Origin of the sequence: Arthrobacter sp. Bz4, from assembly GCF_003075455.1 — a bacterium.
Lineage (GTDB): Bacteria > Actinomycetota > Actinomycetes > Actinomycetales > Micrococcaceae > Arthrobacter_D.
This window is the reverse complement of sequence record NZ_QDAE01000016.1, coordinates 44,052-59,008: the sequence shown is the minus strand read 5'-3', so window position 1 is coordinate 59,008 and position 14,957 is coordinate 44,052. Positions and strand designations below refer to the sequence as shown.

13 protein-coding genes and 1 tRNA gene are annotated in these 14,957 nt (G+C 63.2%); 3 read left to right on the top strand and 11 right to left on the bottom strand.

Going from position 1 to position 14,957, the window contains the following annotated elements; translation table 11 throughout:
• Positions 1-5 precede the first annotated feature (5 nt).
• The 3 genes from DDA93_RS12225 (at position 6) to DDA93_RS12215 (ending at position 2,865) form a co-directional block, all read left to right on the top strand.
• A complete protein-coding gene (locus DDA93_RS12225; RefSeq protein WP_019483669.1) occupies positions 6-986 on the top strand; it encodes a branched-chain amino acid ABC transporter permease in 981 nt (326 codons plus the stop codon).
• 113 nt (positions 987-1,099) lie between these two features.
• Entirely contained in the window at positions 1,100-2,128 is a 1,029-nt protein-coding gene (locus DDA93_RS12220; protein WP_051317647.1) for an ABC transporter ATP-binding protein, read from the top strand.
• Positions 2,125-2,865 carry an ABC transporter ATP-binding protein gene (locus tag DDA93_RS12215; RefSeq protein WP_024476352.1) on the top strand — a complete coding sequence of 247 codons (741 nt, stop codon included), beginning with the start codon at positions 2,125-2,127 and terminating at the stop codon, positions 2,863-2,865. Before DDA93_RS12220 ends, DDA93_RS12215 begins: the two co-directional genes overlap by 4 nt.
• Positions 2,866-3,516: 651 nt before the next feature.
• Here the strand turns inward: DDA93_RS12215 and DDA93_RS12210 are convergent.
• From DDA93_RS12210 to DDA93_RS12160, 11 genes are all read right to left on the bottom strand, one after another.
• Entirely contained in the window at positions 3,517-4,902 is a 1,386-nt protein-coding gene (locus tag DDA93_RS12210) for an ABC transporter substrate-binding protein (protein WP_116778924.1), read from the bottom strand.
• 182 nt (positions 4,903-5,084) lie between these two features.
• A tRNA-Leu gene (locus DDA93_RS12205) sits at positions 5,085-5,160 on the bottom strand.
• 190 nt (positions 5,161-5,350) lie between these two features.
• Complete coding sequence (locus tag DDA93_RS12200; RefSeq protein WP_116778923.1) at positions 5,351-6,787, bottom strand: FAD-dependent oxidoreductase; 1,437 nt, start codon at positions 6,785-6,787, stop codon at positions 5,351-5,353.
• 78 nt (positions 6,788-6,865) lie between these two features.
• The gene (locus tag DDA93_RS12195) at positions 6,866-8,314 is read right to left on the bottom strand and encodes a S8 family serine peptidase (protein WP_116778922.1); all 1,449 of its coding nucleotides are present in this window, start codon (positions 8,312-8,314) and stop codon (positions 6,866-6,868) included.
• Positions 8,311-9,279: a Ppx/GppA phosphatase family protein gene (locus DDA93_RS12190; RefSeq protein WP_116778921.1), complete on the bottom strand. Its 969-nt coding sequence runs from the start codon at positions 9,277-9,279 to the stop codon at positions 8,311-8,313. Before DDA93_RS12190 ends, DDA93_RS12195 begins: the two co-directional genes overlap by 4 nt.
• The gene (locus DDA93_RS12185; protein ID WP_116778920.1) at positions 9,276-10,007 is read right to left on the bottom strand and encodes a DUF501 domain-containing protein; all 732 of its coding nucleotides are present in this window, start codon (positions 10,005-10,007) and stop codon (positions 9,276-9,278) included. Before DDA93_RS12185 ends, DDA93_RS12190 begins: the two co-directional genes overlap by 4 nt.
• A 96-nt stretch (positions 10,008-10,103) precedes the next feature.
• A complete protein-coding gene (locus tag DDA93_RS12180) occupies positions 10,104-10,829 on the bottom strand; it encodes a septum formation initiator family protein (protein ID WP_116778919.1) in 726 nt (241 codons plus the stop codon).
• Positions 10,830-10,911: 82 nt separating this feature from the next.
• Positions 10,912-12,192, bottom strand: a complete 1,281-nt coding sequence (eno, locus tag DDA93_RS12175) for a phosphopyruvate hydratase (protein WP_019483678.1) — start codon at positions 12,190-12,192, stop codon at positions 10,912-10,914.
• Positions 12,193-12,224: 32 nt separating this feature from the next.
• Positions 12,225-13,016, bottom strand: a complete 792-nt coding sequence (locus DDA93_RS12170; RefSeq protein ID WP_116778918.1) for a MazG nucleotide pyrophosphohydrolase domain-containing protein — start codon at positions 13,014-13,016, stop codon at positions 12,225-12,227.
• On the bottom strand, positions 13,009-14,145 hold the full coding sequence (locus DDA93_RS12165; protein WP_019483680.1) for an adenosine deaminase: 1,137 nt from the start codon (positions 14,143-14,145) through the stop codon (positions 13,009-13,011). Before DDA93_RS12165 ends, DDA93_RS12170 begins: the two co-directional genes overlap by 8 nt.
• Positions 14,146-14,212: 67 nt before the next feature.
• Entirely contained in the window at positions 14,213-14,851 is a 639-nt protein-coding gene (locus DDA93_RS12160) for a DedA family protein (RefSeq protein WP_024476548.1), read from the bottom strand.
• Between the last annotated feature and the right edge of the window lie 106 nt (positions 14,852-14,957).

The following is a 14,957-nucleotide window of genomic DNA, read 5'->3' as shown; positions in this document are numbered from 1 at the left end:
ACATCATGGATTTCGGAAATATTCTTGCACTCGCCTTCGGCGAAATGATCAGCCCCACCACCGCCGCTTATGCTCTGGCCGCCCTCGGTCTCGCCGTGCACTTTGGCTATTCAGGACTGCTGAACTTCGGCCAGGCCGGTTTCATGGCCGTGGGTGCCTACGGCTACGCAATTTCAACCCTGACTTTCGACGCTCCCCTGCCAGTCGCCGTCCTGGTGGCGTTGACGGCCTCCGTGCTTTTCGCCCTCATCCTGGGCATTCCCACCCTGCGCCTACGAGCCGACTATCTCGCGATCGTCACTATCGCCGCAGCGGAAATCGTCAGGTACATCGTGACCACCAACGGGCTGACCGAGGTGACGGGCTCAGCCAACGGTCTCGCCAACTTCGAGAATGGCTTTTTCGCGCTAAATCCGTTGGCCCCGGGATCCTACAATGTGGGTCCCATCGCAATGAATGAGCGGGACCTGTGGATCAGAATCGTGGGCTGGACCATTGTGGCCCTCGCCTGCCTGACCGTCTGGTTGCTCATGCGCAGCCCCTGGGGCCGTGTGCTCAAGGGGATCAGGGAGGACGAGAACGCTGTTCGTGCCCTGGGCAAGAACGTGTACGCGTACAAGATGCAGGCGCTGGTTATCGGTGGCCTCCTCGGTTCCCTGGCGGGCATGATCTTCACCCTCCCCCGCGGCGCGGTACAGCCTGCCAACTATGCCACGGAGCTAACGTTCTTCCTGTACACCTGTCTCCTGCTCGGTGGCATGGCCACCGTTCTTGGACCGGTGATCGGGGCCATGATCTTCTGGGTGGTGCTGTCCCTGACCCAGGGGCTGCTCTACGGTGCAATTGAAATCGGTGCCATCACCTTCCTGTCCAACGTGCAGGCAGGTCAATTGCGCTACATCCTCGTTGGCGTCGCGTTGATGCTGCTAATGGTGTTCAGACCCCAGGGCGTCCTGGGTAACAAGAAGGAGCTGGCGTTCGCATGACCGAACCACTAGAGACGCAGCCGACCACCGGGGACGGGCGTCCACCCAAACACAGTGCGGCCACCCCCGGAGCCGTGGAGTCAGCGCCTGCCGGCTCAACCCCGGTGGACTACATGACCGATTCCCGCGACATCACCACCGGGCAGACCGGTCCAGGCTGCAAAAAACGGGACCCCATCCTGGTCGCGGAGAAGGTGACCCGCCAATTCGGTGGGATGAACGCCGTCGACGTCGAGTATCTTGAGGTCCCCCGCAACAAAATCACTGCGCTGATCGGGCCCAATGGTGCTGGCAAGACCACACTCTTCAACCTGTTGACCGGCTTCGACACCCCTAACAGCGGGCAGTGGCGTTTCGACGACCGTGACATCGCCGGGGTGCCGTCCTACAAGGTGGCCCGGATGGGGATGGTGCGTACCTTCCAGCTCACCAAGGTGATGGGCAAGTTGACCGTCATGGAGAACATGCGTCTGGGCGCCACTGCACAACCCGGTGAGAGCCTCGCTCGGGCCCTGTTCAAGGGGCTATGGGGTAAGCGGGAGAAGGAAATCACCGAGCAGGCAGACGTGCTCCTCGCCAAGTTCAAACTGGATGCGAAGAAGGACGACTACGCGGCGTCACTGTCGGGAGGCCAGCGTAAGCTGCTCGAAATGGCCCGGGCACTGATGGTCAAGCCGGTTCTCGTCATGCTCGATGAGCCGATGGCTGGAGTTAACCCAGCACTCACCCAGTCCCTGCTGGACCACATCAAGAACCTCAAGGCCGAGGGCATGACGGTGCTGTTCGTCGAGCACGACATGCACATGGTCCGTCACATCGCGGATTGGGTGGTGGTGATGGCCGAGGGCAGGATCGTCGCCGAAGGGCCGCCCGAGATAGTGATGAAGGATAAGGCCGTGATCGATGCCTACCTTGGCGCGCATCACGACGTCGACCTCGGCGACTCAAAGGGCGTCGAGATGCTTGAAGTTGAGCTCGCCCAGGACGAGGAGTCCGTCGTCGGCACCGCCGACGCCGGCATCCTGGCCCACCCCGGAGGCACCCAATTGGACGGCACGCCAGTCGAAACCACTCGCACAGGCCAGACTGGTCCCGCCACAACGGCGGATACCGCACCGGACAGCAAGGAGACCCGACCATGAGCGAGGACAACAGCACATCGGTGGTCAAGGTCACCGACCTGGTGGCTGGCTACCTGCCGGGCGTCAACATCCTCAACGGCTGCAGTATTGAGGCACGGTCGGGTGAGCTGATCGGCATCATCGGCCCCAACGGCGCTGGTAAGTCCACGCTGCTCAAGGCCATGTTTGGGTTGGTGAAGGTACATTCCGGGTCTGTGGTGGTCAGGGACAAAGACATCACCGGGCTCAAGGCCAACAAACTGGTTAGCCAGGGGGTCGGGTTCGTCCCACAGAACAACAACGTGTTCGCCTCGCTGACCATCGAGGAAAACCTCGAAATGGGTATGTACCAGCGGCCGAAGGACTTCAAGAAGCGGTTCGACTTCGTCGCTGACTTGTTCCCCGAACTGGGGAAGCGTCGGGCACAGCGGGCCGGGTCGCTCTCGGGCGGCGAACGCCAGATGGTGGCGATGGGACGGGCGCTCATGATGGACCCGGCAGTACTCCTGCTCGATGAGCCCTCAGCCGGTCTCTCACCCGTGAAACAGGATGAGACGTTCCTACGGGTACATGAGATCAACCGGGCGGGAGTCTCGGTGATCATGGTCGAGCAGAACGCCCGCCGGTGTCTCCAGATCTGTGACCGGGCGTATGTGCTCGATCAGGGGAAGGACGCGTACACGGGTACGGGCCGCGAGCTGATGAAGGATCCGAAGGTGATCCAGTTGTACCTGGGCACCCTCGCCGACACGGCTTAGCAGGCTCCTCAGGATCATAAACGCCCGGCTGGGAGTCCAGCCGGGCGTTTTGCGTTGGGCGCGTCCTCGCCTGCCCCTAGCCTCTCGGGAAACTGTGCAAATCAGGGCAAAAAGGATCCATGTGGGCTCATAGGCTGGTGCTCGCGGCGAACTCCGGTCCCTCCTCTGGAAAGACAACCCATGGACCGTCGCAATTCCATGACCATGCATTGTCACGGCTGGGCGGACGTGGACAGCTTCCTCGGCAAGGTGAGGGTCCTGCACAAGTGCGCAGACCGAGGACTTCATGCGGGGCACCGTCGCTGGCATGCGGGCCATGCCCTATGTGGAACGATTCGCCTGGAAAACCCGGGTGATCACAGAACCGAAGATGGGCAACTCGGCCCTCTTGACGGTCGAGGCTGGCGAACCTCCACCGGCAAGCTTTACGCCTCCCTGTAGAGCACAGGCGGCTTCCCTATAGTGCACTGGGGTCGTTCGGGTGGCCACACGGTCGGCTGCAGGCTGACGGCTGGCGGCGGTCCGGTGGGCAGCGAGAAAACATGCCCCGCTGTCCGGGTTGCTCACCAAAACGCCGTTGCAACTCCCAGGTTCTGGGAGTTGCAACGGCCGTTGGTGGTGCGAGTGAATCAGTTGGGCTGACTAGACCGCTTAGAGCTGTCCGGTTTCGGAACGGCTCGGCTGCGGGACGTTGTCGCCGTCGAATGCATAGATCCCGATGAAGGCTTCGGTTGGGTCACCGTTTTCGTCAAAGGTGATCGGGCCGGAGATACCGTCATAGTCGATGTCTTCGCCGTCGCGCAGAAGGGTCACGCAAGCCGCGAAGTCGTAGCACTTCTCGCCTTCGCCGGTGACACCCTGAAGTTCGGCTGCAATTGCTGCACCATCGGTTGAACCTGCTGCTTCAGCTGCCAACGCGACAACATTCGCAGCGTCGTAGCTTTCACCTGCATAGCTCCAGCTGGTGAGGGCGGGATCGATTTCCAGCAATGCCTCCTGGAAGGCGTCACCGGTGAAGGGGCCAGGAATGGTTCCCTGAGCACCTTCCATGGTTCCTGGATCCAGATCTGCACTGTAGTCGGCCGTGTTGCCGTCCACCAGGAACAGGGTGCTTGGATCAATGCCCTGGGCCGTCAAGAGCGGCACAATGCTGGTTGCCTGGTCGAAGCTGATGACTACGATGGCGTCCGGCTCGGCAGCGACGACTGCATCAACCTGGCTGCTGAACTGTGAGTCACCCTCGTTGAACATCTCGTTGGCGACCACCTGGCCACCAGCTCCTTCAACTGCCTCGCTGATGAAGCCCTGAAGCCCGGTGCCGTAAGCATCGTTCAGGGTGACCATGCCGACGGTCTGGGCGCCACATTCCATGATGTAGTTGCCGAGCACGCGGCCCTGCAGCACATCTGAAGGTGCGGTGCGCCAGTACAGTCCGTTGTCATCCCAGTCGGTGAAGTCGGGAGCAGTGTTCGCAGGCGAAATCTGGATCACGCCAGCTCCGGTGATCTGGTTGATCACGGTTCGTGAAACACCTGAGGATGCGGCGCCGATGATGGCGCTGACGTCCTGAGACAGCAGATCCGTCACAGACTGGGTGGCAATGTCGGTGGTCGTGTCACCCGAGTCGCGGTGGATGATCTCGACGTCCTGGCCGAGCACGCCGCCAGCCTCGTTGATCTCCTGAACGGCGAGGTTGGTGCCAGCAATTTCGGGCGGACCGAGGAACGCTAGAGCACCTGTGGTTGGAAGCAGCGTTCCCAGGACCAGTGGTGTGTCGGAGGTGGTAGTCGCCTCGGGAACAGCGGACGGGTCCCCCTTCGGGTTGGCCTCGGGCGCTTCGCCACCCTGACTCTCCGGGCAGCTGAGCCCGGTTGCAGCGGCAGGGGCGGCTGAGGTTTCGCCGCCGTCTCCTTCAGGAGTGGATCCGCCGCAGGCAGATGCAAAGAGCGCGATACCCAGCCCCAAGGCAGCGACCTTTGCCGCGCGAGGTGCATTGTCTCCAATGCCGAACCGCACGGAGTTGCGTGTTGCAGTCATGTATGTTTTCTCCTCGACCGAAAGGCATTCTGTGCCTTTGATGCGATCACCAGGTGTTCCTGGTATGTAGAAAAGCTAATGCAAAAATGTGTCAAAAATAAGCAAAAACGGTCACATCCTTGTAACGCTCGCCACAGAGGGGTACAACCAGCCGGAGTTTCGCGTTCGCCCACGCGGCTTGTTGGTGCCCCAGGTCAGACTCGAACTGACACTGAACAGATTTTAAGTCTGGTGCCTCTGCCATTGGGCTACTGGGGCGTGACGGGCTGAATCGTCGTCTCTAGCCTACGTGATCGTTGCACCACACGTGGTCCGAGCGGAGCCAATCCATCCCGGCGACTGGTCACGTCACTGCGGGTCGGTCCGCCACACGCTCCCCGTTAAAAGGTGACGGCGGCACCCGCTCCAGGAGCCGGTGCCGCCGTTAATTCCAGTCAGTCAGCTGAACCTATTTCCTGGCTGGCTCACTATAGGAATCGCTTTTCGCTGCACCGGCGCTGGAGGGAGCTTCATCCTTCTTCGGCGGCGGCGTCGCGGCCTCACGGAACTGACGCTTGGGCGTCTGCAAATCCATCAGCTGGGTGGTGTCCCGTCCGAAGACGAAGCTCAGAATCCAGTTGAAGACCACTCGGAACTTACGCTCGAACATCGGCATCGCCATCCCGTGATAGCCACGGTGAGCCAACCACGCGGGGAGTCCTCGCATGCCGAAGCCCATGATGTTGGCAACACCCTTGTACTGCCCGAAGCCAGCCACAGCACCGAGGTTTTTGTGCTTGTATTCCTTGACCCTGCCGACGCCGTTGTTCTGCGCGTAGATGTTCTTCGCGAGGAGTTTGGCCTGGCGCACAGCGTGTTGGGCGTTGGGAACGCAGAATCCGCCGACGCCGCCGCCGGTGAGGTCCGGAACTGCTGCGACATCGCCTGCAGTCCAGGCACCCTCAAGGGGTCCATCGTCGCCGGTGATCCGCAGTTCGGCGTTGGCGCGAATACGGCCACGCTCGTCGATCGGGAAGTCAGAGGACCTGACCATCGGGTTGGCCTGAACCCCAGCGGTCCAGATCAGGGTGTCAGTCTCGAACTCGTCCGCTGGAGTCTTGTCCGGCATATTGATCAGCTTCAGCCGGCCATCCACCGCGCTAGCCAACGAGGTATTCAACTTGACCTGAATTCCTCGGGACCTTAGGTGGGCGACCACCCACACCGCCTGGGATTCAGTTACCTCGGGCATGATCCGTCCCATGGCTTCCACCAGGACGAACCTCAGGTCCGAGTGCTCAAGCCGGTCGTTTTTCTTGACCGCCGCCCGGGCCATGTCCTCGATTTCGGTGATGGTTTCAATACCGGCGAATCCGCCGCCAACCACAACGAAGGTCAGGGCACGGTCGCGCTCCGGTCCGGCCGCCATCAGCGAGCCGGTCTCGATCCGCTCCAGCATCTGGTTGCGCAGTGCGACAGCTTCCTCGATGGTTTTCAGGCCGATCCCCTGGTCCTTCAACCCTTCAATGGGGAAGGTCCGGGTGATGGAACCGGCGGCGACGACGACATCGCGGTAGGTCAACTCGAACGGTTCGCTACCGTCAGCCGGGGCGACCGTTGCAGTACGGCGGGCGTGGTCGATGCCGGTGACCTTGCCGGTGATCAACTCGGTCTGCTTGAGGTGGGTGCGGTGCGAAACCACGGCGTGGCGGGCTTCAATGTTGCCACCGGCCACCTCGGGGAGGAACGGCTGGTACGTCATGTAGGGCAGCGGGTCCACCAGGGTGACAATGCCACCGTGGGACCTGATCTTCTTCTGTAACTTGTGGGCCACATAGAGACCTACGTAGCCGCCACCGACTACAAGAATGCGCGGACGATCGGAGAACTGTTGATTCAGTGCCATGCCTCGATGGTACCGGACTTTGTGAAAAAGTTCACTAAGTTTACGTTGAGCCTTGAGCCCGGCCAACAGGATCAGTGTCTAGGGCCGAGGTTCGGCGGCCGCTTCCAAAGAATCCGTGTCGGTATTCTCGTCCATCGGGTTGGACAAAGCGGCCCTCCGCGCACGGACGACTGCGAAGGTCCCAGCGGCAAGGACCACCACTATCAGGCCGCCAAAACCCAGCACGATCGACGCGGGAAGCCCGCCGGAGGTGCCAGTGCCATCTTCGGCCACCGGCACCTCCGGCTCGGGGATATCGGCCGCCGTGGGTTTGCTGGCTGGAGCATCGGCCTCGGGTGGGGGTGCTGGAGCTCCCCTGCGGTAGATCTCGATATACTCGGCCATCGAACCCAGGAGGTTTTCCTCGGGGACGGCAATCTCGGCATTAACCGCCGCTGCCACGTCGAGGATCCCGTAGCCGTAGATAGTGTCGCGTTCCTCGCCCTCGGCGCCGGCCTCCTGGGCCGTCAACAAAATCCGGTTGACGACCTGGGCCGCGGAGAGGTCAGGGTACTTCGAACGGATCAGCGCGGCGGTTCCAGCGACCAGAGGCGCAGCTCCCGAGCTGCCCGACCAGTCGGCGTACACCCCACCCGGCAGGGCTCCCACCAGGTTCTCGGCAGGAGCAGCGACCCCGATACTGATTCCCTCGGACGAGGATTCGCGGCTCGCTTCGCCCTCCCGGTCCAGACCAGCGACGGCAAGAACGCCCGGCATGGTCGCCGGAGCACCCACCTGCAGGGAGCCTCCCGCACGGTTACCCGCGGCGGCGACGATGACGACGTCGTTTTGCTCGGCGTAAAGGAAGGCCTCGTCCCAGCTCTCCGGCCAGGTCGGTGAGGTGCTTCCAAGCGACATGTTGATCACCTGGGCTCCGTTGTCCACCGCCCAGCGCACAGCGTTCGGGATCTGGGCGTCGATACTGATGCCCGCTGGATTGGGTCCCTTGGTTTCGCCTTCAATCCAGACGGACACGGCCAACAGCTCTGACTCAGGTGCCACTCCGACAATCCCGTCCGATCCCCGACCGTAGGTATCGGGGCCGGACGTAGCGACCGGTTCGGGCGACGGCGACTCGTCAGCGGCATCTTCGTCATCGGATGGTGAGGGGCTGGGCGGAGGATCGGGCAGGTGCCCGCGCCCGGCCAGCAGGCTGGCGACGAGAGTGCCGTGCTCAGCAACCTCGCCGATGCCGAGCTGACCGTCGGGTTGCCCCGACCCCGAAACGTCGCTGCCGCCTACCACCACTCCCTCAAGATCGGGATGTGAACCGTCGACGCCGCTGTCGATGACAGCGACCCGGACTCCCTCGCCCTTGGTGGTTTCCCAGGCTTCGACGATCCCGTAGTCTTCCAGCCAGTATTCGCGTTCCCGCAGGTCATCTGCCTGAGCCGGGAGGGCAGGAAGGAGTGCTGCTGCGACAGCCACACCGAGCAGGCAAGCCGTGGCTCGCAACCGGGAGCCGAAAGCTCCGCTGGGGTTGGTCACTGGGTGGTTTTCCTGTTCTGGCTGAGGGCAATTCCGTCAAGAATATCGTGCTCGCTGGCGACAGAGGTTTTCACCCTGCCCCCGGTGGCATCGGCAAGGTGGGCGGTGATGGTGCGCCAAATCAATGCTCCGGCACCGATCACATCCACCCGGCCCGGGTGCATGTACGGCAGGGCGGCGCGGGATTCCCTGCTCATTGCCAGCAGCTCGGTGGAGGCCCGCCAGACCCGCTCCTGGTCCAGTTCTGCGCCATGAATGTCCGCCGAGCTGTACCCCGGCAGGTCCAACGCATGAGCGGTGATGGTGGTGATGGTTCCTGCCACCCCTATCAGCCGGCTGACCCGGTCAAATGGCACGTCCTGTGAAGCCTCGGCGATCAGGCGTCGGACCTCGGTTTCCATGGTCGCGATCTCCTGAGCAGTGGGCGGGTCTGCGGCCAGGTAGCGCTCAGTGAATCGCACGCACCCCATATCCATGCTGCGTGAGGCCGTCACCCCTGCAGAAGTGCCGAGGACGAATTCGGTGCTTCCGCCGCCCAGATCGACGACGAGCGCCAGCGACTCATCGGCCGGGGAGGCCGCCGCGGGAAGCACGCTCAGCGCACCATCGAATGACAGTGCGGCTTCTTCAGCCCCGCTGACCACTTCCGGCGCTACCCCCAGCAGTGCGCTAATGCCCGAGGTGAATTCTTCGCGGTTCTCGGCATCCCTGGTCGCCGAGGTGGCGACGAACCGTATCCGGTCGGCTCCGTGCAGACCGATAAGTTCAGCGTATTCGCGGACCGCGGTGAGGGTGCGTTCGAGCGCGGCCGCGGACAACCGCCCGGTGGTATCCACTCCCTCTCCAAGCCTGACCACGCGCATGAGACGCACGACGTCGGTGAGTGACCTGCCGTCGTCGTCCACGTCAGCGATCAGCAGTCGGATGGAATTGGTGCCGCAATCGATGGCGGCTGTGCGGATCATGGTTTCTCCGGCGTGTTTGCGTCGGTGCCGGTGGGTGCTGTGCCGGTGGGTGCTGTGCCGGTGGGGGCCGTCGTCGCTTCAGCCGCGTCGGCAGCCGCACGACGCGAGGCGCGTTTCGCGTCGATTTCCTCTGGGCTGAGGTTCTGGGTGCGGGTGTGCCGGCTGAGTTCGCGGTCCGGCGCCGATCCGGCCGTGTCCCAGGCACCGGAGCAGTAGCAGGTGTCCCGGGTCCACCACTGGGCAATACCTTCAACCGCTTCGTCGCCGAGCGGGTTGACACCTGGGCCGGCCGCCAGCGAGTGTCCCACCAGGACATGGAGGCATTTGACCCGGGTGGGCATTCCGCCGGCTGACACGCCGTCGATCTCCGGAACAGGACCCGTCCCTGACCGGTCGCCGATGGCTTTACGGACACGAAGGTACTGCTCGTGCGCCGACTGGTACTTCTCGGCGAGTCCCGGGTCGTGTTCAAGCCGTGTCGTCATCTCGGCCATCAAGCCCGACGCTTCAAGGCGGGAGACCGCAGCAGTGATCACGGGATGCGTCAGGTAGTAGGTGGTGGGAAAGGGGATGCCGTTGGACAGCCGGGGGGCGGTGGTCGCCACCAGCGGGTTGCCGCAGACACAGCGAGCACCAATTTCGACGACGTCGCGCACGGGACGGCCAAGTTGACGGCTGAGGGTTTCCAGATCGGATGTGGTCAGCTCGGTACCGGGTGCAGCGTCCATATCGGGGCCCAACCTTTCGTGGTTGAAGTTCGTGGAGGGAGATGAGGTGCGGTGTTCCGGGACCTGCACCGGGAATGATGAGCGCGGGTGCGGGCGCTAGGAGTCTGTTGCAGACCGCTCAATGGAGTCCCAGAGCGCATCGACCCAGGGGAGATCCTGCGGGGCGTCGCCGGAGGAGCCGACTGCTTCTTCGCCTGGTTCGGTGTCGCCGACCACCACATAGCGGGTCTCACCGGGCATTACCAGGAAAATTCGTTCGCGGGCCTGGGCCTTGATATAGGCGGGGTCCTCCCAGCGGGCGAGCTGCCGCTGGGATTCCAGTTGGGTTTCCTCCAGGGCGGCAATCTCGTCCCGCAGCGTGTTGAGCTCGCCCTGCTGGAGCAGGTAGGTGCGCACCGATGGCGCCAGGAGGACCGTGATGGTCACCAGCACTACCGCCAGCGCCAAGAGCCGACCGGAGAAGGATTTGGCCGGAATGGGCTTGGCATCCTCGGCCGGCACAATTGCTGGCGCTTCACGCCGGAACGGTTGGCGTGCCCGCCGGATGGTGCCAGCGAGTTGCAGCCGCTGCTTCGCCCGTTCCTCTGACGGGGTCAGAGGTGTTGGCGCCGGACGCGGTGCGGGTCCTGCCGGTTTCCCGGTCGGACCCGCACCGCGTGTAGCCGGTTTGGCTGCGGTGGACTTGCCTGCACCCGCGGCAGGCTTCTTGGGTGTTCGCCGCGCCGTAGGCGTGGCGTGTGTCCCATGCCGGTCGATGGGTGCTGGTGCCGGCGGCGCCTGAGGACCAGCGCTGCGCGGCACCTTGGGGCGGCGGGTAGACATCAAAACTCCTCAAAATCCTCTGTATCGGGACTGGTGGCCTGTGAGCCGTCCCTATTACGAGGGTAGCCGCCGCTGCTGCTAACTAGGCTTTGAAACGCGGGAAGGCGCCTCGCCCTGCGTACCGGGCGGCGTCGTCGAGCTCTTCTTCGATCCGTAGGAGCTGGTTGTACTTCGCCACCCGCTCGGATCGTGCCGGAGCGCCGGTCTTGATCTGGCCGGCGTTGGTTGCGACGCAGATGTCAGCAATCGTCGTGTCCTCGGTTTCACCTGACCGGTGCGAGGTAATGGTGGTGTAGCCAGCACGCTGCGCCATGGAGATCGCATCGAGGGTCTCGGTCAGTGTTCCAATCTGGTTGACCTTGACCAGCAGCGAGTTGGCGGTGTCTGCTTCGATGCCGCGGGCGAGACGCACTGGGTTGGTGACGAAGAGATCGTCGCCAACCAGCTGAACCTTTGAGCCGACCTGTTCGGTGAGGGCTTTCCACCCGTCCCAGTCTTCTTCATCCAGGGGGTCCTCGATGGAAACCAACGGGTAGTCGCGCACCAGTTCACCGTAGTAGGTGTTCATGTCGGCGGAGGACAACGTCTTCCCCTCGAAGTGGTAGGCGCCGTCCGTGTAGAACTCCGAAGCCGCTACATCCAGTGCGAGGGCAATGTCCTGACCCGGCGTGTAGCCGGCACGCTCGATGGCTGTGGTGATCAGGTCGAGCGCGTCGCGGTTGGACGGCAGGTTTGGCGCAAATCCGCCTTCGTCGCCCAACCCGGTGGCAAGGCCCTTTTCCTTGAGCACGGACTTCAGTTCGTGGTAGACCTCAACGCCCCAGCGCAGACCCTCGGAGAAGGATTCGGCGCCCAGGGGAACGATCATGAACTCCTGGATGTCGACGTCGGAGTCGGCGTGGGAGCCGCCGTTCAGGATGTTCATCAGCGGAACGGGCAGTACATGGGCGTTGGGGCCGCCGAGGTAACGGTAGAGCGGCAGCTTGGAGGACTCCGCGGCGGCGCGGGCGATGGCCAGGGAAACGCCGAGCATCGAGTTGGCGCCAAGGCTTGACTTGTTCTCTGTGCCGTCGAGGTCAATCATGGCCTGGTCGATGGCCCGCTGGTCGGTGGCATCGAAGCCGAGGAGCGCCGGCTGGATCTGCTCGATCACTGCTTCGACGGCCTGCAGAACGCCCTTGCCGAGGTAGCGGGCCTTATCGCCATCACGGCGTTCGTTGGCTTCGAAAGCACCGGTGGAAGCACCGGAGGGCACAGCAGCACGGCCGAAGGTGTCGTCGTCGAGCAGTACTTCCACCTCGACGGTGGGGTTGCCGCGGGAATCGAGGATTTCACGCGCGTGGATGGCGTCGATGATGGCCATGTATTGCTCCTTTGGTTCTAGGGTGAATAATCTCAAGGCGTCCGGTCAGGGCTAACCTGACCGGTTGATGGGTTCGATCCCAGCCTAGTGGAAACGTCTGTCGCAGCGCCTTTCATGTCCTCCGGAAGACTGGTGCGTGAGCGCTCCTGAAATCGGAGTGCCGCTGAGCGTAGCGCCCGCTCCGGGTCGAGCCCGCTCGCGATGGCTCGCTGCACCACCTCGAGCAACTGCTCCCCCAGTTCGGCTTCGGTTTGCGGTTCGGCGCCCGCCAACGCTGCGGCTGGCTCAGGCAGCGGATCAGCGGCCCGACGCAGGGTTTTGGCCGCCAGAGCCAGAGCGGGAAGGTGCGTGGGTATTCCGTGGAACGGATCAACCCGACCGGGCTCCTCCGCACGCTTGACCTGATGCCAGGTCTCAACGATCGATTCGATCGAGGAGGGAAAGCTCTGCCGCAGCGTTCCGACGGGCGCGAAGACGTGGGGGTTGCGACGGACCATCTTGCGTGTCAGACCGTCGATCACGTCGGTGAGGTCGAAACGACCGTGCTCCCGCTGCAGTTGGGCGTGGAGTACCACCTGCAGCAACACATCACCCAGTTCCCCGCGGAGGTTGGCCGCTGAGTCAAGACTGGCAGTGCTGCTTGAGGCGTCGTCGAGCGCATCGACCAGCTCGTAGCACTCCTCCACCAGATACTCGACGAGTGAAGCGTGCGTGAGTTCAGCCATCCAGGGGCAGTGTTCCCGGAGCTGGGCTACCACCTCGACCAGCCGGTCCAGCGGATGCTGGCCTTCTGGCGAGGCAGAGCCCGGCGGTGACTCAGGCATCAGCGCGAAGAAAACCTTCGGTGACGTAGTCGGCAAGCGCCTCGCGGTCTTCGAGTGGCAGGAACGCTGCGTTGACCGCGTTGAGGGTCAGCTCCAGCAGATCGTCCAGGTCATAGTCGAAGGTTTCGGAGAGTAGCTCGAACTCGTCGGTCAGGGTGACACCGCTCATCAGGCGGTTGTCGGTGTTGACGGTCACCTTGAATCCCAGCTGGAACAGCAGGTCGATGGGGTGGCTGGCGATGTCCCCGCCGAACGCTGCGATGGCTCCGGTCTGGAGGTTCGAGGAGGGGCACACCTCAAGGACGATGCCGCGGTCGCGTACCCAGGCGGCCACCTGGCCGAGGGTGACGACGCCGAGTTCGGGCTCTTCGCTGTCCTCGTCATATTCAATCTCGATGTCTTCGGCGATCCGGACCCCATGCCCGAGGCGCAGCGCGTGCCCGTGAACCAGGGCGTCAACGATGCTGTCCAGACCAGCGGCCTCGCCAGCGTGGACGGTCACCGGGAACTGGTGTTCTGCCAGGTAGGTGAACGCATCCTTGAACCGGGACGGCAGGAATCCGTCCTCGGCGCCGGCAATATCGAACCCGACGGCGCCCTTGTCGCGGTGGCGAACGGCCAGTTCAGCGATTTCCTGGCCGCGGTCTGCGTGCCGCATGGCGGTGATCAGCTGACCCACCTGGATGGCCCGGCCGCCGGCAACGATTGCGTCGACGCCCTCGTCGAGGCCCTGCTGGACAGCTTCAACGGCTTCGTCAAGGCTGAGGCCCTTGGCGGTGTGCTGTTCCGGGGCCCAGCGCACCTCACCGTAGACGACGCCGTCGTCGGCCAGGTCCTCAACGAACTCGCGGGCTACGCGGATCAGGCCTTCGCGGGTCTGCATGACAGCGATGGTGTGGTCAAAGGTCTCGAGGTAGCGGACCAGGGAACCGGAGTTGGCTGATTCCCTGAACCATTCGCCCAATGCCACCGGATCGGTGGACGGCAGTTGGTGGCCAACCGCTTCGGCTAGTTCGATGATGGTGGACGGGCGCAGGCCGCCGTCGAGGTGGTCATGCAGGGACACCTTGGGCAGGCTCCGCAGGTCGAAGGAGAGGTCGGTCGCTGGGGAGATTATTGGCTCAGTCACTTCACTTACCTTACGCGAGGTGCTTTGTGGGGACTAGCGCTGAGGCGCCCGTTCAGGCACGGCACCGTTACTTGCTGTCCGAGTGAACCCTGGCCGGCTCGGGACGCATCGGCGTTGAGCCGCGGACCGCTGCAATGATGCGGTCCACAACGATCCCGAGAATGACGGCGATCCCGATGGCTACCATGACGCCGAGCAGATGATTGTGCTCGAACCAGGAGCCAGCGAGGACGCCAATGCCGACCGAGTAGGTCGACCACACCACCGCCGAGAGTGCGGTGAGCCCAACAAAGCTTCGGCGTGAATACCCGGTGGCTCCTGCCGTGAGGTTCACCGCCACCCGCCCGATGGGGATGAACCGTGCCACAAGGATCAGTGAGGCAGCGCGCTTTTGCAGCTCATATCCGGCCCAGGCAAAGGAGCGTTGCATACGGGCCGAGCGCATCCAACGAAACCGTCGGGTGCCGATCGCTTTTCCCATCGCGTACGCAATGTTGTCGCCGATGAACGCCCCGAGACCCGCCGAAATTATCAGGAACCAGGGGTTGGGAACACCCTGGGTGAGCACTAGTGAGGCGAGCCCGACAACCACCGATTCGCTGGGGAAGGGCGGGAAGAACCCGTCGACGGTGCAGCAGATGAACACCAGGAGGTAGACCCAGGGTTGCTCGGCGGTGCTGAGGATGAAGGTGCTGACCGCGTTCAGGGCTGTGATGACAGCGTCCATGTTCGATCTACCCCCTTATCCGCCCTCGCTGACTGTCCGACAGTTATCACGATGCCATCCGCCGAGGGTCGCCGCCATGGGTGGA